This window comes from Scandinavium sp. M-37 (assembly GCF_043558715.1).
GTDB classification, from domain to species: domain Bacteria; phylum Pseudomonadota; class Gammaproteobacteria; order Enterobacterales; family Enterobacteriaceae; genus Scandinavium; species Scandinavium vulneris_A.
In genome coordinates this window covers 12,150-34,141 of the sequence record NZ_JBIGIN010000002.1, presented here as the reverse complement: position 1 = coordinate 34,141, position 21,992 = coordinate 12,150, and the positions used below count along the sequence as shown (strand labels likewise).

23 protein-coding genes are annotated in these 21,992 nt (G+C 54.4%); 6 read left to right on the top strand and 17 right to left on the bottom strand.

Annotation, left to right across the window (positions count from 1 at the left end):
• Window positions 1-72: 72 nt before the first annotated feature.
• Window positions 73-246: a SymE family type I addiction module toxin gene (locus ACG0Z5_RS02110; RefSeq protein WP_394445100.1), complete on the top strand. Its 174-nt coding sequence runs from the start codon at window positions 73-75 to the stop codon at window positions 244-246.
• Window positions 247-340: 94 nt separating this feature from the next.
• Here the strand turns inward: ACG0Z5_RS02110 and ACG0Z5_RS02105 are convergent, their stop codons facing one another.
• The 3 genes from ACG0Z5_RS02105 to ACG0Z5_RS02095 are packed head-to-tail and all read right to left on the bottom strand — an operon-like array spanning window position 341 to window position 1,728.
• Entirely contained in the window at window positions 341-820 is a 480-nt protein-coding gene (locus ACG0Z5_RS02105) for an Hcp family type VI secretion system effector (protein WP_394445099.1), read from the bottom strand.
• A 1-nt stretch (window position 821) separates the two neighbouring features.
• Window positions 822-1,073 carry a hypothetical protein gene (locus tag ACG0Z5_RS02100; protein ID WP_394445098.1) on the bottom strand — a complete coding sequence of 84 codons (252 nt, stop codon included), beginning with the start codon at window positions 1,071-1,073 and terminating at the stop codon, window positions 822-824.
• Complete coding sequence (locus tag ACG0Z5_RS02095) at window positions 1,060-1,728, bottom strand: hypothetical protein (RefSeq protein ID WP_394445097.1); 669 nt, start codon at window positions 1,726-1,728, stop codon at window positions 1,060-1,062. Before ACG0Z5_RS02095 ends, ACG0Z5_RS02100 begins: the two co-directional genes overlap by 14 nt.
• 371 nt (window positions 1,729-2,099) lie before the next feature.
• Here ACG0Z5_RS02095 and xapA point away from each other — a divergent pair, with 371 nt between their 5' ends.
• From xapA to ACG0Z5_RS02075, 4 genes are all read left to right on the top strand, one after another.
• Window positions 2,100-2,933 carry a xanthosine phosphorylase gene (gene xapA, locus ACG0Z5_RS02090; RefSeq protein WP_394445096.1) on the top strand — a complete coding sequence of 278 codons (834 nt, stop codon included), beginning with the start codon at window positions 2,100-2,102 and terminating at the stop codon, window positions 2,931-2,933.
• 45 nt (window positions 2,934-2,978) lie between these two features.
• Entirely contained in the window at window positions 2,979-4,178 is a 1,200-nt protein-coding gene (tsgA, locus tag ACG0Z5_RS02085; RefSeq protein ID WP_394445095.1) for an MFS transporter TsgA, read from the top strand.
• 56 nt (window positions 4,179-4,234) lie between these two features.
• On the top strand, window positions 4,235-5,137 hold the full coding sequence (locus ACG0Z5_RS02080; protein WP_394445094.1) for a LysR family transcriptional regulator: 903 nt from the start codon (window positions 4,235-4,237) through the stop codon (window positions 5,135-5,137).
• 99 nt (window positions 5,138-5,236) lie between these two features.
• The gene (locus ACG0Z5_RS02075; protein WP_394445093.1) at window positions 5,237-6,517 is read left to right on the top strand and encodes a DUF445 domain-containing protein; all 1,281 of its coding nucleotides are present in this window, start codon (window positions 5,237-5,239) and stop codon (window positions 6,515-6,517) included.
• 56 nt (window positions 6,518-6,573) lie between these two features.
• On the opposite strand, the gene ACG0Z5_RS02070 is transcribed toward ACG0Z5_RS02075, so the two are convergent.
• The 4 genes from ACG0Z5_RS02070 to ACG0Z5_RS02055 all read right to left on the bottom strand — a co-directional run bounded on the left by ACG0Z5_RS02070 (window position 6,574) and on the right by ACG0Z5_RS02055 (window position 9,460).
• Window positions 6,574-7,647, bottom strand: a complete 1,074-nt coding sequence (locus tag ACG0Z5_RS02070; RefSeq protein WP_394445092.1) for a DUF2955 domain-containing protein — start codon at window positions 7,645-7,647, stop codon at window positions 6,574-6,576.
• Window positions 7,637-8,704, bottom strand: coding sequence for an HlyD family secretion protein (locus ACG0Z5_RS02065; protein WP_394445091.1), 1,068 nt, complete (start codon window positions 8,702-8,704; stop codon window positions 7,637-7,639). Before ACG0Z5_RS02065 ends, ACG0Z5_RS02070 begins: the two co-directional genes overlap by 11 nt.
• Before the next feature lie 5 nt (window positions 8,705-8,709).
• Window positions 8,710-9,174 (bottom strand): MarR family winged helix-turn-helix transcriptional regulator, encoded by a 465-nt coding sequence (locus ACG0Z5_RS02060; protein WP_394445090.1) that lies wholly within the window; start codon window positions 9,172-9,174, stop codon window positions 8,710-8,712.
• Window positions 9,175-9,295: 121 nt separating this feature from the next.
• Window positions 9,296-9,460 (bottom strand): DUF1127 domain-containing protein, encoded by a 165-nt coding sequence (locus ACG0Z5_RS02055; RefSeq protein WP_394445089.1) that lies wholly within the window; start codon window positions 9,458-9,460, stop codon window positions 9,296-9,298.
• A gap of 177 nt (window positions 9,461-9,637) precedes the next feature.
• Between ACG0Z5_RS02055 and ACG0Z5_RS02050 the strand changes: the two genes are divergently transcribed.
• Window positions 9,638-11,050, top strand: coding sequence for a PLP-dependent aminotransferase family protein (locus tag ACG0Z5_RS02050; RefSeq protein WP_394445088.1), 1,413 nt, complete (start codon window positions 9,638-9,640; stop codon window positions 11,048-11,050).
• A gap of 67 nt (window positions 11,051-11,117) precedes the next feature.
• Here the strand turns inward: ACG0Z5_RS02050 and ACG0Z5_RS02045 are convergent, their stop codons facing one another.
• From ACG0Z5_RS02045 to flgK, 10 genes are all read right to left on the bottom strand, one after another.
• Entirely contained in the window at window positions 11,118-11,624 is a 507-nt protein-coding gene (locus tag ACG0Z5_RS02045) for a chemotaxis protein CheW (protein ID WP_394445087.1), read from the bottom strand.
• Window positions 11,621-13,600, bottom strand: a complete 1,980-nt coding sequence (cheA, locus tag ACG0Z5_RS02040; protein WP_394445086.1) for a chemotaxis protein CheA — start codon at window positions 13,598-13,600, stop codon at window positions 11,621-11,623. The genes ACG0Z5_RS02045 and cheA overlap by 4 nt, the downstream gene beginning before the upstream one ends.
• Window positions 13,587-14,492 carry a flagellar motor protein MotB gene (gene motB / locus ACG0Z5_RS02035; RefSeq protein WP_394445085.1) on the bottom strand — a complete coding sequence of 302 codons (906 nt, stop codon included), beginning with the start codon at window positions 14,490-14,492 and terminating at the stop codon, window positions 13,587-13,589. The genes cheA and motB overlap by 14 nt, the downstream gene beginning before the upstream one ends.
• Window positions 14,489-15,385: a flagellar motor stator protein MotA gene (motA, locus tag ACG0Z5_RS02030; RefSeq protein ID WP_394445084.1), complete on the bottom strand. Its 897-nt coding sequence runs from the start codon at window positions 15,383-15,385 to the stop codon at window positions 14,489-14,491. The genes motB and motA overlap by 4 nt, the downstream gene beginning before the upstream one ends.
• A gap of 84 nt (window positions 15,386-15,469) precedes the next feature.
• Entirely contained in the window at window positions 15,470-16,048 is a 579-nt protein-coding gene (gene flhC, locus ACG0Z5_RS02025; protein ID WP_394445083.1) for a flagellar transcriptional regulator FlhC, read from the bottom strand.
• Window positions 16,041-16,400: a flagellar transcriptional regulator FlhD gene (gene flhD / locus ACG0Z5_RS02020; protein ID WP_394445082.1), complete on the bottom strand. Its 360-nt coding sequence runs from the start codon at window positions 16,398-16,400 to the stop codon at window positions 16,041-16,043. Before flhD ends, flhC begins: the two co-directional genes overlap by 8 nt.
• 360 nt (window positions 16,401-16,760) lie before the next feature.
• Entirely contained in the window at window positions 16,761-17,489 is a 729-nt protein-coding gene (locus tag ACG0Z5_RS02015; protein ID WP_394445317.1) for an RNA polymerase sigma factor FliA, read from the bottom strand.
• A 167-nt stretch (window positions 17,490-17,656) separates the two neighbouring features.
• Window positions 17,657-19,294, bottom strand: coding sequence for a methyl-accepting chemotaxis protein (locus ACG0Z5_RS02010; RefSeq protein ID WP_394445081.1), 1,638 nt, complete (start codon window positions 19,292-19,294; stop codon window positions 17,657-17,659).
• A gap of 78 nt (window positions 19,295-19,372) precedes the next feature.
• The gene (gene flgL, locus ACG0Z5_RS02005) at window positions 19,373-20,266 is read right to left on the bottom strand and encodes a flagellar hook-associated protein FlgL (protein ID WP_394445080.1); all 894 of its coding nucleotides are present in this window, start codon (window positions 20,264-20,266) and stop codon (window positions 19,373-19,375) included.
• Between the two features lie 11 nt (window positions 20,267-20,277).
• Window positions 20,278-21,921, bottom strand: coding sequence for a flagellar hook-associated protein FlgK (gene flgK / locus ACG0Z5_RS02000; protein WP_394445079.1), 1,644 nt, complete (start codon window positions 21,919-21,921; stop codon window positions 20,278-20,280).
• Window positions 21,922-21,992 lie beyond the last annotated feature (71 nt).

Below are 21,992 nucleotides of genomic sequence, written 5' to 3'. Positions count from 1 at the left end.
CATAAGAATGGGAGATGACAGAAAGATGACGAGGAAATGACGGTTTATAGGGAATAGGTAGATGCGATTATATTGCGCGGCCAGTGGCTGGCGAAAGCCGGTTTTGAGCCGGGGCGTAAGTTGGAAGTCCGGGTGATGGACGAATGCATTGTCATTACCGCAAAAATCTGCAACCGGCGCTGGAAGACACTATGTTCCGCATTCAGAAGCTCTCCGAACGTAAGCAACAACAAATCATGGAGCTGATAACCATGGTGGAAAACAGCAAATCGACGTTTAGCCGATTGTGGTTCGCAGCGCCGGTAATGTTCACCAGCCGGGGCTGCGAGAGCCTAACTTTTCAGGCCGTAGTTCGTTCATTCCAGCTATCTTTGAAAATAATATTTCCGTCTACATACTTCCACTGAATTGATTCATAGCGAAGTTCAATATTTTCTATATGTGTTCCACAACCCGAACCAGGATGAAGACTGGGAGTAATGCCTGTAATCTTTACATTCTCCATCAGAATATTGAAGTACTCAGCTTCAATTCCCGACTCAAGAATTTGATACATTTTTATTTCTGCTTTTTTTAACGTAATACCACGACTAATCGCGCGATACAGAAGTGGCGTTACCCGGTCAAATTCCTTTTGAAATAATACTGGAGTATGAAGACGTGTACCGGTGAGTTTGCCAGTATTACGATCGGTTGGGATAGTCATATGATGTGACAATGATTTTATCTCAATAGAACCTACACGCCCTAGTACACAACTTCCCCCCACAATAGGTGAATTATTTTCATCGGTTAACCAAAGATAAGCTGGATTAGACATATTATTTCCTTTTTTTATTTTTCCCAAGGTAGGTTTCTAACAACCCAAAGAGTCTGGTGACGGCGAAGAAAGCCACCAGCCATAGACCTGCAAAAACAAATTTCATTGGCCACTGGACAGGAAGCATAATGCAGCCGATTAAACCGCCAACAAAGAGTACAGATTCAATGAATGCCCATACGTTTACGGCGATAAGCGCTAACCCCTTCAGAATCTTGTTGAAGATGATGGTGAGTGGATTATTGCGTGACATGTAATTTACTCTCAATACGATCGATAATCTTATCGAACCAGGGTTGTCCCTGTGATACACCCACATGGATAGCCTCAACAAAGGGCTTTACCGCAGGCTCAAACAAAAAATAGGTGAGATCATAATCATGGGGCCGAAGTATTTCATATATTTCAGGCGCTTCAATAGCCAAATTTTCAGATTTCCGGATTGAACGCTCACTCATGCCACCAACGAGAAGAATCAATGTTATTTTTCCAATCCAGCTTTTCGCGCTTTTTGCCCCAATCATTGAGACACGTGTAAGTACCGCAGCACCGATAATTGACACTATTTTTGCGGTAGTCAACCGACCCGCAATTGAAGACACCACGCCACGATAAGCTTTATCTTGCTGATTTACGGTAAGATGCTTATTGAATTCTTTAAATATTAACTCAATGGCATTAGTTATGTTCTCATAATTAAGAATATCATTGTGTATGGCCTCAGCCATACGGATACGCTGTATTTGATGTTCAAAGCGAGAATCAGTATCAAAATAGCCCACGGTAAGATACCCGAGGTCGAGTGGAACGGTCAGTGCTCCGTTAATCAATCCAGTAACGGTATCCGGTGAAACAACAATATCGACTATCCTGCTTGCTATGTCTTCTATATCCCTAGTATCTGCCATAATAAATATCCATTTATCTATGCGAGATTTAAAATCAAAATAATATAAAATAACTCAACGCGCAATTTATAACTCAATATATACACTCAGCAAATAAACTCAGAACATTAATACATCATTTATATAATTATTAGCCGTTCAGCACCTTCTCCCCACCAGTGAACCCCATCACACTTCAAGCCACCCTTTTCCACACACCAGCCACCACGCTAAACAACGACTCCACGTAACCCACTGAAATCCCACACATCCATCATCCCGCCCTTTCTATCTATTCGAAAAATCGAATCAATACCTGCTTATATCCAATTGGATTCCCCATCGCTCGCTTCTCAGAATGGGCACATACCCAACGCATTCAGGAGCTATGTATGTCTCATTCCGTGATTAACGACACCCCATTTGAAGCGGTTGAAGTCCTCAAGGCCGCGAAGCCCGGTTTTACGCCGCGCATTGCGTTTATCCTCGGTTCTGGCCTCGGCGTGCTGGCCGATAAGCTGGAAAACAAAACCGTTATCTCTTACGAAAAACTGCCGGGGTTCCCGGTCAGCACCGTGATTGGGCACGCGGGCGAAGTGGTGATGGGCTCGCTGCACGGGGTGGACTTGATCTGCATGAAGGGGCGCGGGCATTTTTACGAGGGCGTCGGGATGGGCATCATGACCCATGCGGTGCGCACCTTTAAGCTGCTCGGCTGTGAGTTTATGTTCTGCACCAACGCCGCAGGTTCGCTGAATCCTGCTATTCCGGCCGGGAGCCTGGTGGCACTGAACGACCACATCAACACCATGCCGTCCACGCCGCTGGTTGGCCCGAACGATGACCGCTTCGGGCCGCGTTTCTTTAGCCTCGCCAATGCCTATGACCAGGACCTGCGCGCGAAGCTGCACCACACCGCGGAAAGCCTCGACCTGCCGCTGCACGAAGGGGTGTTCGTCTCCTATCCGGGGCCGAACTTCGAAACCGCGGCGGAAATCCGCATGATGCAAAAAATCGGTGGCGACGTGGTCGGCATGTCGGTGGTGCCGGAAGTGATTGTCGCCCGCCACTGCGGCCTGAAAGTGCTGGCGGTGTCGGCCATTACCAACATGGCGGAAGGCCTGAGCGACGTGGAACTGTCCCACGAACAAACCCTGAAATGCGCGGCGATGGTCACCGACGATTTCATTCGCCTGATTAGCCAGTTCGTGAAGAACTGCCGCTAAGTTCCCGTCCAGCGGCGGGCGCACTGCCCGCCAGGAGAAATGCAGATGTCAGAAAATTACTCTCGCGGCAGTCTGAATGCGATTTCATATCTGAGCTATTACTTCGTCGGCGCGCTGGTCTCGACGCTTGGCATCGTCCTCGGCCCGCTGTGCGCCGCCTTTAATAAAGATCCGAGCTTTATCGGCCAGGTGTTCACCCTCATGAATATCGGCATGTTTGTGCCGATCATGCTCGGCGGCATTCTGATGAAAAAATGGGGGCTGCAAAAGCCGCTGGTGAGTGCCGCCGCGCTGACCATTCTCATCAGCGCCCTGCTGTTCGTCACCCCGACGCTGACCATGTTCAGTATCGCCGTCGCCATTATTGGTGCCTGCGGCGGCATCTTCATGACCATCGGCAGCTATCTGGTGGTGCGCATCAATCCGGACGAAAAAAGCCGTTCGTCGAGCCTGATCTTCACCGACTTCTTCTTCAGCCTGGCGGGGGCCACCCTCTCGTTCCTGCTGGCGTGGCTGTTTAAACTCGGCGCGAGCTGGATAGCGATGTACGCCATTATGGGCGGTCTTGGCGTAGTGATGCTTATTCTCACCCTGCGCAGCCGTTATCCGGCCACCGAAGCGCCAGTGGACACCCATCAGGACGTTACCCGCAGTGAACCCTGGGGCCGTTCGGTGTGGCTGCTGTGCGGCGCGCTGTTCCTGTTCCTGCTGGCCGAACCGATATTTACCCTGTGGACGCCGGGCTATCTGCAATGGCGCTTTACGCTGTTGCCGGAACAGGCCGCGCTGTTCACCACCGTATACTGGGTGGCAAAAGCGATCGGGCTGTTCCTGAATCAGTTCACCGTCAAATGGATGAAGCTGCGTACTTTCCTGCTGATTTGTACCGCCGTGGGGCTGGTCGCCATCGCACTTATCAGCAACAGCGCTAACACCACGCTCATCCTGGTTGCCTGTGGAGCATTCGGCTTCTTCAACTCCGGGCTATTCTCCGGCCTGATGAGCTACGGGTCGTTGCAGGTCAGCCGCAGTTCGCCAACGCTTATCTCCGCGCTGCTGACCTGCGGCACCGTCGGCACCCTGCTGTTTGCCACCGTTTCATCCCTGGTCAACAGCCGCTACGGCCTGCACGGCGCGGTGAATGCCTCAACCTGTGCCTACGCACTGTTAATGATAACGCTGCTGGCGGCCATCGCCTGTAGCAAAGCAGAACGCCTGCATCAGGGCGAGGCGGTCACGGTTTGACAGCCTTCCGGGAGGGTTGCATCATACCGCCACCCTCCTTCTTTACGGTGCCCGGTATGCTCGATCCCCAGGCCAACAGCCGCGTCCGCTTGCGGATGCTGCGCTACTTTCAGATCCTCGCCGACGAGCTGCATTTTGGTCGTGCCGCCGCGAAGCTCAACATCTCTCAGCCGCCGCTCAGCGTGCAAATCAAAGAGCTGGAAGCGATCCTCGGGGTGGAGTTATTCGAACGCTCCAGCCGTAAGGTCGCCTTAACCCACGCCGGAAAAGTGCTGAAAACGGAAGTGGACAGGCTGCTCAGCGCCACCGAGCAGTCACTAAACTATGTGCGCCAGATTGGCCGCAGCCAGAAGCAGCATATCAACATCGGGGTAATCGGCAGCGCGATGTGGGGCCCCCTGCTGACGCGGATGAAAGCCTTTCGCGAAGCGAATCCGGACGTCAACTGGACCCTGCACGAAGTCGGCCAGCAGGAACAAATCGAGGCTCTGCGCGCCCGCACCATTGATATTGCCATCAACCGTAACGTCATTCCGCACGTTGAGAGTCGGATCCGCTGCCAGTTGATCGCCCGGGAAGCGATGCGGGTGGCAGTGCATGAAAACGATCCACTGTGCCAGCGCGGGACGGTATCTCTGAAAGATCTGGCCGATCGCGCCTTTATCTCACTCTCCTTCACCCACAGCGATTTTGCTCGTCAGGTGTATGACCACTGCCTGGAACGGGGCGTTTCACCGTTAATAACCCATCAGGTGTTCGAGCCGCAAACCGCGCTGGCGCTGGTCAGCACCGGCAACGGCGTGTCGCTCCTGCCTGAATCCTGCGCATTGATCCACTGGCCCGGGGTGGTGTTTCTCAAACTCGACGAGACGATCCCCGCCGATCTGTATGCTCTGTGGTACGACGAACCATTGCCGACGCTGTTCACCCACTTTTTACAGGCGTTGCGCGACGAATAGAGCCCTTTCGCCATAGGGCACGACATTCAGTCCGAGGCCGGGTAGCGATTTAGTGCAACATTTTGCCATCCACCGCCGTCCCGCTCTATGCTTATACCTATGGATAAATTAGCTGAACTCAAACGCGCCAAACTGCTGGCGCTCTCATTGCTGCTGATTGCGGCCGCCATTTTCGTCACCACGCTATTCTTGCCGCCTGTCCCGTGGGTCGGGGCGCTGAAGGCGATATCGGAGGCGGCAATGGTTGGCGCATTGGCCGACTGGTTTGCGGTAGTGGCCTTATTTCGCCGCGTGCCGCTGCCGTTCATTTCCCGTCATACGGCGATTATCCCGCGCAATAAAGACCGGATTGGCGACAATCTCGGGCATTTCGTGCAGGAAAAATTTCTGGATACCCAGTCGCTGGTGAATTTAATTCAGAAACATGAACCGGCGCTGATGATTGGGAACTGGTTTAAGCAGCCTGATAACGCGCAGCGCGTAGGCCAGCATTTGATCAAGGTAATGAGCGGTTTTCTCGAACTAACCGACGACTCACGGATTCAGGGATTGCTCAAACGCGCGGTGCATAAAGCGATTGATAAGGTCGATTTAACCGGCACCAGCGCAGTGATGCTGGAGAGTATGACCAAAAACAACCGCCATCAGAAGCTGCTCGACGCGCTGATTGCCCAGTTGATCGCCCTGCTCCAGCGGGAAAGCAGCCGTGAGTTTATTGCCCGGCAAATTATTCACTGGCTGGAGAAAGAGCATCCGCTGAAAGCCAAACTGTTGCCGACCGAATGGCTGGGCGAACACAGCGCCGAAATGGTCACCGAGGCGGTGAATACCCTGCTGGATGACGTCAGCCAGGACAGCGCCCATCAGGTGCGTCACGCCTTTGATAACGCGGTACGCAAGCTCATCGACAACCTGAAATCCGACCCGGAGATGGCCGTTAAAGCCGACAATATCAAACGCTATCTGAAAGACGATGAGGCGTTTAATCGCTATCTCGGCGAAATGTGGGCCGATTTACGCCAGTGGCTGAAGGATGATATGCAAAACGAGGATTCCCGGACGCAGAAGCGAATTGCCGAAGCCGGGCAATGGTTCGGTGAAACGCTGGTAGCCGACAGCGCCCTGCGCGCCTCGCTCAACGGCCATCTCGAACAGGCCGCTCGCCGGGTGGCACCTGACTTTGCCAGATTCCTCACCCGTCACATCAGCGATACGGTCAAAAGCTGGGATGCACGGGACATGTCGCGCCAGATTGAGCTGAACATCGGCAAGGATCTGCAGTTTATCCGCATTAACGGCACGCTGGTCGGCGGCACCATCGGCCTGATTTTATGGCTCCTGTCCCAGCTCCCGGCGCTGGTGATGCCCTTGATTCATTGAGGCTAGCGCCCGGCCTAGGGCTTTATAGGCCTGATAAGCGCCAGCGCCATCGGGCGTCACGCATTCGGGTTATTCACCACAAACCGGGTGGCGGCGAAGCGGTTGAGGATCAGGTGCAGCAGAAAGACCATCGTCAGCGTGGCCAGCAGCGAGACCGTCACCGAGACCACGCGGTACAGATCGCTGAACACCAGGTCCTGTTCCGGGTGCAGGTTTTGCCCAAACATGATGCCAATGGTGGTGATGCTGGCGAACCCGACCCCGGCCCCGACTTTTTCCATGACGTGCAGACGGGCGCTGAACGCCAGTCCGAGGCCAATCAACGGCATCATCAGCAACATGTGGCTACTGTGATCGTAAAGCACCAGCTGCACCAGCAGGATATACAGGCAGGAGAGTACCACCCCGACCACGCGCCAGAGCGAACTCAGCACCGCTCCGCGATAATGCATCGGAAACAGAATAAGCACGCCCGCCATTAACGCCGAGAGCGAATCGCTCAGATCGCAGACCTGAAAAATCACAAAGATAATCGTCGCCACGGTGCCGGAAAGCAGAGATTCATGGCGAACGCGCGCCGCATTTTTTTCAATGCGCGGCGGCGGCTGACGCGGCTCCACGTCGGGCAGCAGAAAATGCATCAGCGCGCTTAACGCCACCGCCATAATGCTGGCCTCGATATTGGAAAACATCAGGGTGTGCCAGCTGTTGGTGGAATAACTCATAAAATTGAGCATCACGCTCTGGCATACCACGCCCATCGAACCGAACAAAAATAGCGGCCCCTGGCTCATAAAGCGAAAGCGCATCACATACAGCGCAAACACCACCAGCGTCATCACCACCGGCCATTGCGACAGATAGCCGATGATCAGTACCATTTCAACGCAGTTCAGTGCCGCGCTGAACACAAACTGGGTGGCCACATGGCGATTAAACACCGGCACCAGCGAGAGCAGCATCAGGGGATAGACCACGAAAAAGACGCCGTATTGCACGTTGTAAAAAGTCGAAATGCTGAGCGCAATCATCCCGGCGAACACTATCCGCAACGTCTGCCGAAAGTCGTTGGCGGTGTAGACGATGTTGTCGTGCGGGGTGAAAACGCGCGCCAGGGTATTAATAGACATAATGCAGCCAGCTCACCAGACGGATTTGCAGCCCGGAGAAAAATCGGGCAAAGATCCCCTCGCTGTTATACAGCTGAACGGTCGCCCGCGACCCGGTCGGCAGCGTTTTATCAATGGCCTCATCCAGTTCGATGTGAATGCGCATCCGCTGGGCATCACGCACCCAACGGTTTGATACTTCCGGCTGGGAAAGCTGCCCGTTGACCGCCTGTTGCCCGGCCAGGATCCCCGCATCGCTGCTGGTCACATGTGCGCGGAACACTTTTCCCGGCAGTGCATCAAACACCACCGCGGCAGCGGTTCCGGCGTGGGTATGGCGGAGACTTTTTTCACGAAAATCAGCCACGATATCAGTATCGTGATTGACCAGCGCCAGCAGCGCGTTGCCTGCACTGGTATACAAGCCAGGGCTGAGTTGCAGGTTACTCACCGTCCCGTCGGCCTCGGCGCGGATTTTGGTCCAGCCCAAATCGAGCTGCGCCTGTTCCAGCGCATTGCGGTATTTTTGCAGCGTGACGTTGCGGTCATCGTCGCGTTCGCCGCGCTGGATCCGCAGATTATCAATGCTCGCATTTAACGAACTGACCGATTGCTGACTGTTCTGCCAGGCGGTGCGCACGTTATCCAGATCCTGCTGCGACACGTTCTGCATCGTCGCCAGGCGCTGATAGCGGCTGTACGTCGCCTGATTATTGCGGGCGGTTATCTGCGCGGTCTTGAGATTGGCGAGCTGGGCGGCAATTTGTGCATCCAACTGCTGATTGGTGAGCTTCGCCTGTTCCAGCGCGATTTGTGCGGCTTCCACCTTATTGATAAACGGCGTCGGGTCCAACTCGTACAGCACATCGCCCTTTTTCACCTGGCTGTTGTTATGGACATACACCTGTGAAACATAGCCAGAGACGCGGGCCGATACCGGCGTGACCACGCGCATCACTGTGGAATCCGGCGTCAGCGGGATCCAGATATCGGCCACAATAAAGTAAATAAACATCAGCAGGAAAGAGGCAATACTGACCCTAACCCAGCGGGCAAATTTTTGTTCGGGGCTCATCATTTTTTTTAGATCTTATTTATGTCGTCGCGGATGTTCCGCAGATTGCAGGCGAGTTGGTTAAGCGTGTCGCTAAAGGCGTCCATGACGTCGGCAGGAATGTTTTCCGTCACCCGCTGTTGACAGGCTTCAATCACGTTGGTCAGCCGTTGCAGAACGTCACGGCCTTTCGGGGTCAGCGTTAACAGGCGGCATCGCTTGTCGTACGGCGATATCGTACGCAGCAAATAGCCCTGTTCTTCGAGGTGAACCAGGGTGCGCATCAGCGGCGGCAGTTCAATGCCCTGCATTTCAGCCAGTTCGCTGACGGATATATTATCGCCCGACTGCTGGAGCTGCATGAGCGTGGTCCAGCTCGACTGCGTCAAGCCGGTATCGGTCATCGCATTATCGATAATCCCACGCCACTGGCGCACCACCATCGCCATGCGCATCCCCATCGGACGGCGGGCGAACAAAGCTTCTTCAGTCATAGCGTCCCCCTGACAACGTGGCCAGAGATTAATACTTACCCTGATAAGTATCAAGAAACGTCCTGGTCAAAGAGCATGGAATGTGAAACAAAAAACCCGGCACGATGGCCGGGTTGAACCCTTAGCAGTAGTCGTCGCGCCGCAGGCCGACGTCTTTAAGTTGCTCGTCGCTCAGGCGGTCTAACATGCGGCGCGTTTGCCAGACCCGCCAGCTTTGTAACGCCCAGCGGCCAATCAATACAAAAATCTGGAATGGCGCTTTCGCGCGATTTTCATGAAATTCCATCCTGCACCTCCCCACGCTGTCGATGCCCTATCATCGCCGGGAGCAGCCTTTACAATACAGATTCAAATTCTACTTTTCTTTAACATACAGATTGGCTAAAACGGTATCTGCACGGCGTTTTTCGCGCCGATCTGTACTGGTTTAATCATCTGTATGGTGAGAAATGGGGATACAGCAATGACGCGTTACCAGCATCTGGCGAATATTATCGCCGACCGGATCGAACAAGGGCTGTATCGTCAGGGCGAAAAACTGCCGTCGGTGCGCAGTCTCAGTCAGGAACACGGCGTCAGTATCAGCACCGTCCAGCAGGCTTACCAGACGCTGGAAACGCTACAGCTGGTCACGCCGCAGCCACGCTCCGGCTATTTTATTGCTCCGCGCAAAGCCCAGCCGCCGGTTCCGGCGATGTCGCGCCCGGTTCAGCGTCCGGTGGATGTCAGCCACTGGGATCAAATTTTAACCCTGCTGGATGCTCGCCATGATAAATCGATTATTCCTTTTGGCGGCGGTTCGCCGGACGTCACGCAGCCGGGGCTGAAACCACTCTGGCGCGAGATGAGCCGCCTGGTACAGCACAACAGTGCCGAGATCTTCAGCTATGACGAACTGGCGGGCCGTCGGGAACTGCGCGAACAGATAGCCCGCCTGATGCTCGACAGCGAAGCGGCGGTCAGCGCCGACGACATCATCATCACCAGCGGCTGCCACGCGGCGCTGGCGATTGCCCTGCTGTCAGTGTGCAAACCGGGCGATATCGTGGCCATCGAATCGCCGTCGTTTTACGGCACCATGCAGCTGTTGCGCGGCTTCGATATTAAAGCCATCGAGATCCCCACCGATCCGCAAACCGGGATCAGCGTGGAAGCCCTCGAACTGGCGCTCGAGCAGTGGCCAATCAAAGGGGTGATCCTCGTCCCTAACTGCAACAACCCGCTCGGTTTTATCATGCCGGATGCCCGCAAACGCGCGGTGCTGGCCCTGGCCCAACGCCACGATATTGTGATTTTCGAAGACGATGTGTATGGCGAGCTGGCGAACGACTACCCGCGCCCGCGCACCATTAAATCCTGGGATATCGACGGCCGGGTGCTGCTGTGCAGCTCGTTTACCAAAACCATCGCCCCCGGCCTGCGCGTCGGCTGGATAGTGCCTGGCCGCTATCATGACCGGGTGCTGCACATGAAATATGCCGCCAGCGGCACCAACGTGCCCACGACCCAGCTGGCGGTCGCAGCGTTCATACGCGAAGGCCACTACCACCGCCATTTACGCAAAATGCGCCAGATTTATCAGAGCAATATGGAGACCTACACCTGCTGGCTGCGCCAGTATTTTCCCTGCGGGATCTGCGTCACCCGGCCCGAGGGCGGGTTTATGCTGTGGGTGGAATTACCGGAAATCGTCGATATGGTGTGTGTGGCGAAGCAGTTGTGTGAGCTGAAAATACAGGTCGCACCGGGGTCGCTATTTTCCGCGTCCGGCAAGTACCGCAACTGCCTGCGCATCAACTGCGCCCTGCCGACCAGCGACAAGCACCGCGAGGTGATGGAAAAACTCGGCGAGGCTATCCATGTGGCAATGGAGTGAATGCTGACGTAGCGCCCGGCCTACAAACCGTAGGCCCGATAAGCGTCAGCGCCATCGGGCAGCGGGATTACTCAGCGTAGCTTTCGGTCAATGAATCCATTAGCGCCATCTCTTCGCGGCTGAGCAGTTTCTCAATGTTGACCAGAATAATCATCCGGCTGTCGATGACCCCCAGCCCCAGCAGGTAGCGGCTTGATAGCACCGAGGCGACGTCCGGGGTCGGTTTCACCTGCTCAGGCTCCAACGACAACACGTCCACCACCCCATCGACCACGATCCCCACCACCCGATCGTTGAGATTGAGCACGATAACCACCGTGTTCTCATCGTTTTCCACCACCGGCAGCTGAAAACGCACGCGCAGATCAACGATCGGGACGATCACGCCACGCAGGTTGGTAACGCCGGTGATGAAATCATGGGCGTTGGGAATACGGGTCACCCGATCGCAGCCGCGAATTTCTTGCACCTTGAGGATCTCAATCCCGTACTGCTCCTGCCCGAGACGAAACACCAGATATTCCTGCGCCGCTGCGTCGGCGCTGACGGATTTAACCGCGGTTGCATGCGTCATGCTGTTACTCCTTCGATGCCGGACTCAGCGCCGACATGATTACTGTGCTGATGATTAAGATTGGCCATTTCCACCACGTCGAGGATCAGCGCCACGCTGCCGTCGCCGAGGATCGTCGCCGCCGAGACGCCTGGCACTTTGCGGTAGTTTTGTTCGAGATTTTTCACCACTACCTGCTGCTGCCCGATGAGCTGATCGACCGACAGCGCATAGCGACAGCCCGCGCTCTGGACGATCACCACGATCCCCTCGTCGCCCGGCCCTTCCCCCGGAACGGAAAGACGCTCGCGCACCATCACCAGCGGCAGGTATTCCCCACGCACGTGCAGTAAGCGCTCTTCGCCGACAAAGCGACACAGCATCGCTTCGGTCGGCCGCAGGGACTCCATCACCGCCCCCAATGGCAGGACATAAATCTCCTCGCCCACTTTCACCAACATCCCGTCGAGAATAGCCAGCGTCAGCGGCAGAATAATGCGCACGGTGGTGCCCTGGCCCGGGGTCGACAGCACGTCCACATGACCGCCCATCGCCAGGATATTACGCCGGACCACATCCATCCCCACCCCACGTCCGGAGACATCGGTCACGCTCTCGGCGGTCGAGAAACCGGCGGCGAAAATCAGCATCCACACTTCGTCATCGCTCAGGGTATCGCTCACGTTCATCCCTTTCGAGCGGGCCTTAGCGAGGATTTTTTCCCGGTTCAGACCGGCGCCATCGTCGGTGACTTCAATCACGATGTTGCCCCCGTGATGCTCTGCCGACAGCGTCAGATGACCGACGGCCGATTTGCCATTAGCGAGGCGCGTCTCTTTGGACTCAAAGCCGTGGTCGAGGCTGTTGCGCACCAGATGGGTCAGCGGATCGATAATGCGCTCAATCAGGCTCTTATCCAGCTCGGCGGAACCGCCCTGCAGCGTCAATTCGACCTCTTTATTGAGGCGCGAACCGAGGTCATGCACCAACCGCGGGAAGCGGCTGAAAACGTAGTCCATTGGCATCATGCGAATCGACATCACCGATTCCTGGAGCTCACGCGTATTGCGTTCCATCTGCGCGACACAGTTCAACAGCATGTCGTGACTGGCGGGTTCAAGGGTATGGGTCAGTTGGGAGAGCATCGCCTGGGTGATGATCAGCTCCCCGACCTGGTTGATAATTTGATCGACCTTACTGACCGCCACCCGAATGCTGCCCGACTCCTGATTCGCCGCGCGCGGTGCGCTGGCCGGGCGCGCGGGGGTTGGTGTCGGTGCCGGAACGGGGTCAGCTTCTGTTGAAGCGGCGTCCACGGGGGGACAGGGCTGAATCACAATCTGCGCGGCATCGAGAACAAAACAGAGCACGGCGGTAATATCGTCCGCCGTGGCGGTCGTCGACAGGGCGACCGTCATACTGTTGGCCGAAGTTTCAATCTGCTGAATATCGCCCAGGTGCGCCAACTCTTCGCGCAGCAGCCCCTGCTCGTCGCCCTCGACGTTGCTGAGCGTTACGCTGAGTAACGTTTCGCCGTCGGTGCTGCTGCCGTTCTGGCTAACAGCCACGACCTGCGGGGTAACATCAGATATAACGGGCGCAACAGCCCCCTGTTCCTGTAATGCGATGTCCCGCAGCGCTTCACAGATATAGCGGAAACTCGCCTCGTCGGGATCCTGAGACGCCTGGTAGGCCTCCAGCTGCGCTTGCATAATGTCCTTACTTTCCAAAAATAAGTTAATGATCGCCCGGTTGAGTTGAAGCTCGTCGCTGCGTGCCTGATCGAGCAGGTTTTCCAGCAGGTGCGTGGTCTCCTGCAGGGCGACAAAACCAAACGTCCCGGCACCGCCTTTCAGCGAATGGGCCGCGCGAAAGATGGCATTAAGCTGTTCTTTATCCGGCGTGCTGATATCCAGCCCGAGCAGCTGCTGTTCCATTTCGGCCAGCAGTTCCTCCGCTTCGGTAAAGAAAATCTCTGAAAAATCATTCATGTCCATCGGTATAACCCTGTACCGGTTGCAGCGTGGTGTTCGGCACCCGCGGCTCTGGCTGCGGCGACGGCGTGTTCTCCATCAGGATCTCCTGCTCTTTGGGTTTGCTGAGCACCAGAATGCTGATTCGACGGTTCTTCGGGTTATCCGCCGTGACGTCGGCCAACGGCATCCGGCTGGCGGTGCCGATCACCCGCAGGAAACGTTCATCGCTGAGCCCGGCGCTGACCAGCACCCGGCGCGCGGCGTTGGCCCGTCCGGATGACAGCTCCCAGTTACTGTAGCCCCCATCGCCCCCGGCATAAGGCAGGGAATCGGTATGCCCGGTCAGGCTCAGCGTGTTGGGAAGTTCATTGAGCAGCGGCACCAGCGCCTGCAAGATACCGTTCATGTACTGCTCGGGACGCTCACTGCCGACCTTGAACATCGGCCTGTCCTCAGTATCCGTAATCTGGATCAGCAGGCCGTCGTTGGTCAGGGTCAGCAGGATGTTCGATTTAAAATTGTTGAGACGCGGATCGGTTTCGATCATCGCCTGCAGCTTCTCTTTGGCCTGGCGCAGGCTCTGCACCCGTTTTTGCCTGTCCATACTGTCGAGCTTGCCCTTATAGACTTCGCCCTTTTGTTTAATCGGATCGTCGCCGCCGCCGGGAATGATGCTGTCACTCAGGCTGGTTTTGTCGCCGTTCGCCATAGACGGTTTCAGCGGCATGCGGAAGTAGTCGGCGATAAGCTCCCGCTGCATGTCGGTAGACTGGGAAAGCAGCCACATCACCAGGAAAAACGCCATCATCGCGGTCATAAAGTCGGCGTAGGCAATTTTCCAGGTCCCGCCGTGGTGTTCGCGTTTTTTCTTTTTACGCTTACGCGAGATGATCACCGGAGATCCCGTTTTCATGCGGCAGCTTCCGTGGCTTTGGTTTTATTACTGGCGTTGGATTTAACCTCACGCACATGATCTTCCAGCTCCTCAAACGACGGGCGTTCGCTGGTGAAAATGGTTTTACGGCCAAACTCGACCGCGATTTGCGGTGCATAGCCGTTGAGGCTGGAGAGCAGCGTCACCTTGATACATTGCAGGATTTTGACCTGATCGGTGCTCTTCTGGCGCAGCAGGGTCGCCAGCGGCAGAACGAATCCGTAGGCGATAAGAATGCCAAGGAAGGTGCCGACCATCGCGTGCGCGATCAGCATCCCCAGCTCCGCCGCCGGGCGATCGGCTGCCCCGAGTGCATTGACCACGCCCATCACCGCCGCCACGATCCCGAAAGCCGGGAAGGCATCGCCCACCGTGTTCAGGCTGTGCGCCGGGACTTCGAGTTCTTCTTCGCAGGTTTCAATCTCTTCGTCCATCAGGGCTTCGATTTCATGCGAGTTCATGCTGCCGCCAATCATCAGGCGGAAGTAATCGAGCACGAAGTTGCTGAGCATCGGGTCCGTCATCAGGCGCGGATAAGCGCTGAAAATGTCGCTGTTCTGTGGGTCTTCAATGTCCTTTTCCAGCGACATCAGGCCCTGTACGCGGCTTTTGGAGAGCAGTAAAAACAGCAGCGCCATCAGATCCATGTACACCGCTTTGTTATAGCGACGGCCAACAAACAGCTTCACCAGCGCCCGACCGGTCGCTTTCAGTGACTTGACGTTATTGCCGACGATAAACGCCCCGACCCCGGCTCCGCCGATGATCAACAGCTCTACTGGCTGGAACAGGGCCGCCATTTGGCCACCAGCCAGCACAAACCCACCGAAAACGGTTACGATAACAACAAGATAGCCAAAGATAACTAACACAACTACTCCTTTTTATTTCCTCTCCGATGCCGCCTGAAGCGGCATCGTCTACATGCCATCCTGTGCCCGCCACCGCGCAGGGGATCAGGCGATCACCGACATTCTCAGCGGAACGGCAAACGGGTTCGGTCGCCCGCCGCGACTGACCTGTGACTTCTTGAACGCACGCGAAGGTGGGCTACACAGGCTGCAGGTAAACGGGTTTTTAATGAACTCGGTGGTCACCACAAAGCCGCCCTGACAGACGTTGCAGGCTTTGCGGGAAATAATGCCGCAGTCAATAAAACGTAATAATGTCCAGGCACGCGTCAGGCCCAATACCGGTTTCTCGTCAGCCGAAGGACTGCACTGTTCGAGATATAACCGATAGGTCTTCATCAGCGTTTCAATCGGACGGCCTTGACTCGTCTGTTTTAAATAGAGATAGATGTTATAAAACATCGACGAGTGAATATTCTGTTCCCAGGACATAAACCAGTCTTCGGAAAACGGTAACATCCCTTTCGGCGGCGGACAGCCGCGCAGTTCTTTATATAAGCGTAACAGGCGACGACGGCTTAACGAGGTTTCTGATTCCAGAACCTGCATTCGTGCGCCAAGAGAAATTAATCCCATCGCGATGTTCACTTCTTCAATTTCTTGCAGCAGGCTTTTCTCAGACATTCCAGCCACCTCGTTCAACGGCAACCGGTTCTTCAGTCAGTGAGTTCAGCAAATTAGTCGATAAAATAATTCCGGTATGAATTTGCTGTAACGCCTCAATACGCGAATCTTTAGTCAAATTCTCAATCACCACTTCATCGTCAACGCGCAGTCGGCAAATCAGTTGATTGGTTGCCGCCAGCTTCATTAATTGTGGAAGCGACAGTTCTTTCAGATTATCAATCGTACCTTCTGCTAATCCCAGGCGAAAACCTGCGGCAAATTTATCCTGTCGAATTAACTGCTGAGCCAGCAGAAGATAGGACAAGTTAATATCGTGGATCTGTTGTAAGTACTCATCAAAGTTGGACACAAGAAAGACCTCATTATTCATCAGCCATGCGCTGGCGGAGTCAACATACGTAACTTTCGTTACTGGACTGATGCAGAGGATCTTTTGGCATTGAGATGCCTGAGTCGCGTTAGAGAATAACTCAGTCAATTATATAATTTTCAATTCAATGCCAAAGGATGACTGCACCGTGAAGCTGAGCAAATCATATCCACTAAGAATTTTCCGCACAACGCATCGGAAATGTCCTGGTCAACCGTTAAACGTGTAACCACCTGATTCAATTGATCAATAAGCGTTATTAAACGTTCTTAATTCTCCGGGTTTTAACCTAAGTCCTTAATCATAAACAATATTAATATTGTTAATGTTAGATAGTTGTTACGTTCCGGCCTCGTAATCCATACGACTCCGTAACCTTTTGACAGCCAGGCTATGCAACTGACTGACACGTGTCTCAGTAATACCCAGTACCAGACCAATCTCTTTCATGTTTAAATCTTGCTGATAGTACAACTGCAAAATCCGTTGCTCACGTTCAGGGATCAGCCGAATATGTTCAGAAATATTCTCTATCAGATTTTGTTGGATAGCGTCATTCACTGGATTCAGCGCCGCATTTTCTTCACCGTTGTTTTCCCACACGTCAGCAAAATTTTCCTGCAACTCATCCATCGAATACATCTGACTGCTGTTATTATCCGCCAGCATCTGCTGAAACTCTTTCAGCGACACGCCCATTCTTTCCGCAATATCGGACTCGGTCGCCTCCCTTCCTTTCTCCTGTTCTATTTGCTGGATAATGGCACTTATTTCACGGGTGTGCGTTCGCACCCGACGAGGCACCCAGTCACGCTCACGTAATTCATCTAATAATGACCAGCGTACCCGTTGCGTAATCCATGCACTGAGCGTTACCCCTTTTTTAGGATCGAAATTTTCAATCGCCCCTAAAAAACCCATCGCCCCGGCCTGAATAAGGTCGTCCAGTTCAACACTGGCGGGCAGGCGTTTTTGCAAGCGCAAAGCTTCCTGCCGGACGATGCTATGAAATTTCGACCACAGTGCCGCTTTATCTTCAAGGCCTTCAGCCGTGTATATCCCGTCCACGTTCCTTTCCACCCAATATTCTCAGTAAGAATTATCCGGTGAAAATGAGCATTCAAATAGTGCAATAAGCTTTTATAAAAATGCCCAATCTGTTACTTCAGGCGCGGCTAATTTTGATGACGATAATTAGCCGCAAACCTGACGGTAATTAAATGTATGACTCAGGATTAAAACGTTTCCCACTGCGCGTTATCTTTGTCGTTGATAACAGGATGGCGCGGGGTAATACGCTCATCCAGCATGGGTTTATTGACTCGTTCACTTTCGGTGCTCAGGACAAACTGCGCGACCAGTTTTTCCAGCGCATCGGACTGCGCCTCCAGATCTCCGGCCGCCATCGCCGCTTCTTCGACCATGGCGGCATTTTGCTGGGTGACCAGATCCATCTCATTCACGGCCTGAGAAATCTGATTGATGCCCGCGCTCTGCTCGTCAGAAGCAGAGGTTATCTCACCCATAATCTGTGTCACCTGCGCTACCGAACTGACAATCTCCTGCATCACTACGCTGGCCTGATTCACCTGGCGCGAACCGGTATCCATATTGCTGACACACACCGTGATCAGTTGGTTAATCTCTTTCGCCGCATCGGCGCTGCGTTTGGCCAGGTTACGCACTTCTTCGGCCACCACCGCAAAGCCACGCCCCTGCTCACCGGCGCGCGCGGCTTCGACGGCGGCATTCAGCGCCAGAATGTTGGTCTGGTTGGCGATGCTGTCGATAACGCTATTGATATCGGCAATCTGACGCGAGCTTTCGCTGATTTGCGCCATGATATGTTCCAGACTCTGCATGGCTTCCCCGCCGTGTTCGGCGTTGCTGCTGGCGCTTTCTGCCAACTGGCGCGCGGCATGGGCGTTATCAGCATTCTGACGGACGGTGGTTTTTATCTGCTCCATGCTGGCGGCAGTTTCCTGCAATGCCGCCGCCTGCTCTTCGGTACGGGAAGAGAGATCGTTATTGCCGTGGGCAATTTCCTGAGCGTTGGTATGAATATGCTGCACGCTCTGGCGGATGCCCAGGATAGTGCCGGTCAGCGAGGTCCGCATCTGCTCCATTTCGTTAAGCATCTTGCCGATTTCATTATCACTGCCTGTTTCGACGGCGTTGCTGAGATCGCCCGCGGCGATTTTTTTCAGCACCTCGACGGTCATTTCCATACGCCGCACAAGCGTTTTACGTAACCAGAAACGTACGGCTATCAGCATCGCAATCGACAGGATAAGCACCACCAGGCCAACGCTAATCATGCGCTGATAATCGGTTTCCGCCGAGTCGATGTAGCGTTTGCTCTGGCTGGCCGTCAGGTCACTGTAGCGTTCAATTTTATCGCGCAGCGTCGTGCGCATTGCCATCTCGCTCTCCAGCGATCCGGTGTATTCCTGCGGACGTTGCAGGTAATCCATTCGCGCCAGCGCCACCTTATGAACGGCATCAAATGCGCTCTTCACCTGGGCTGCGGCACTCTCTTCTTCGGGGGTATTGAAGGGCGAAGCGATAAACTGCTCCATATTATTGTGGGCAGATTTCAGCACATCCTGTGTGTGCGTTACCAACGCGGGTGGCAGGGAATGTCCCAGGGACGACATCAGCATCATGCCATTGATGTTCGCCAGCGTGGCGCTGATGTTATATGCCGTGTCACGCATCTGGTCGTTATTTTCTGAAGCCACCAGAATACGTTTGAAATTACCGTTATTAGAGATGGAATTAGAAACGGAAAAAACCGTTACCCCGAGGAGAATAATGGCAAACAGGCTGATAACCAGGCTTACCGCGGTATAGATTTTTAGTTTATTTAGCATGACCGTTGTCGCTCGCAGCAGGCAGCACAAGGCTGTGCGCTGCGAGCGCCTTTACATTAAAAGAGAAGAAAAAATGTCTTACTTGGCAAACAGGTTCATTTTCTGCATCGACTGGAATACCAGCATCGACGCATTCAGCGCATATTCCGACATTTTCGAATCCATGATTAACGAGGTCATGGTGCCGTAGTCAGACCCGATGGCGTTTTGCACCTTAACGATGGTGTCATTGATCAGCGTATCGCCGGTCAAATCGAGCGCATCCAGCTGCTGCATGTTGGTTCCGAGTTCAGCCTGTGTTTTACCCAGACGTTTAATTCCGTCTTCTACCGCCAGACTCGCTGCGCTCAGGGCGTCATCCAGATCCTCCTTCACAATTGGATCCCGCGTCAGCTCTTCCACCGCTTTATCGAGGATGGAAAAGATATCGCCAAACACCTCGTTCCCCAAATGACTGACCGGCATGTCGCTGTCGTCAGCGATGGTTTGCTTACGCACCTGACTGCCGCCCTGATACACGCCCGCGTCGGTAAACGCAGGGGTATCGGTCTTGAATCCGGAAAAGATATAGCGCCCGTTGCCGTCGCGGGTGTTGGCTAAATCCAGCAGGTTAGCGCGGATCCCGGCAATCTCTTTGCCCAGCGCCGCCCGGTCTTCGTCAGACCAGGTATCGCTTTTGGCGGCGACGATTTTTTCGGTCAGATTGGTGGTCAGCAGGTTGCCGACCGAGCTCAGGATATTATCCTCATGCTCCAGGGCGCTCCGCGCATCGCTACGCGCGCTGCGGAACATTTCGAGCTTTGCCAGCGCATCCTGATATTTCACCGCATCGGTCGCCCCTTTAGGGTCATCGGAAGCACGCAGCAGCGATTTGCCTGCCGAAAGACGCATATACACATCGTTATTATCACTGACGCGCTTCGACATGCTCTCCGCGCTTTGTTTAAACATATAAAGCGTACTTATTCGCATTCTGTCCTCCTTTATCTAATTGACAGCAGCGTGTCGAATATTTCAGTCGCGGTTTTCAGGATTTGGGTATTCGCCTGGTAATACTGCATAAACATCTGCAGATTGACATTTTCCTCATACGAATCCACGCCGGACAATGCCTGCTTGGTGTTGTATTTGGTATCGAGATCGATTTCTGCGGACTTCAGCCCCGATTGAACCTCGCGGGCATTAGCGCCAATAGTCCCGACCAGTTTGGTATACGCCCCGGTCAGGGTATTTTCGCCAATCAGCTTCTCTTCCTGAATTTTCAGCAACAGGGACAGGTTGCCGTGATCGCCCGGCCCTCCATCTTTATTCTCTGCGGCGGCAATTTTGTCGGCGCTGTCAATCGCACGACCAATACCTTCCGCCATCCCATCCAGCGGATTGAGCGAGAAACTGTCCCCGGCGTTGACGCCACTCGGCAGTTCCATATTGACACCGTCAAACGCCAACGTCGCGGGATTGCCCGGCATTACGCTGGCATCAACCTCACGTCCATCAGCCCCGGTGACCGTCCAGTTCGCCCCGTCAAAGCTGATGACGTAGTCTTCCGCACGCACCTTTGAGGGATCCGCCACCTTGATGTTTTCCAGCTTACCGGTTCCGGTATTGCCGCTGTTGGCAATGGCTTTGATCTCCGGCAGCGAGAACAGCGGTTCTCCCGGATTTCCCTTCAGGTCGAAGCCCATCTCATGCTGTTCGTTGAAGCGCGTCGCCATCTGGAACGCAATCTGATTCAGCTCATTGCGGGCGACTTCCAAATCTTCACTGCGGAACTTGAACAATCCCGCGAGACGACCGCTGCGGATGCTGCTCTCATTGATTGGCGAAGCTTTACCGTCGCTGCCGACGTAGGAAACGATGATTTTGTCCGGATCGCTGGCAGAAGGTGAAGTTTCCAGCTTATAGGCACGATCGCCCGAGACCAGCGGGCGTCCATCGGTCAGGGTGATGTCCACCCGGCCAGTGATTTTGTTTTCGCTGACCTCAATGCCAATCTGCTCGCTTAGCCCTTCCAGCAGCGCATCGCGCTGATCGAGCAAATCAGCCGGAGGCGTACCGTTTTGTGCCTGAATGCGTTCCAGCTGTTTATTGATTTCCGCCAGCTGTTCCGTCGCGCTGTTAATGTCTTTGGCGCTCTGTTCAATGTGGGTATTGGTGCTTTTTTCCAGCCCGGCCAGGCGCTTGCCGCTTTCATTGAAACGTTGAGTCAGCGCCCCAAGCGAGTTATACACCGCCGAACGAGAAGGCCCGTCTTCGGCATTACCTTCCAGGGTCGCCAGCGCCTTAAACAGGTTATTCAGTGACACCGAAACGTTATCCGACTCGTTGCCGAGCATATCGTCGATTTCAGTGAGTTGCTCATGACGCCCGGTCAACGACGACCAGCTCGAAATGGAGCCCCGCAGCTGGCTGTTGGCAAACGCATCGTAGGCGCGCTGCACGCCGAAAACCTGTGCACCGAAGCCGTAAAAACCCTGTGGGGTAGCGAGGCCACCGGACTCACCGATAATAATATCGCGGCGGCTGTAGTTAGAAGACATCGAGTTGGTCAGGTTGCTACCGACCACGCTCAGGGCCAATTGTGCGGTACTCAAACCGCTTTTCGCTAAACTAAAGAGGTTATTCATAAGGGTCCAACAGGTTCCGTTGTTAATGAGCGGCGTCTGCGCCGATCAAAAAAATCAGTGTTCTGTTTCTT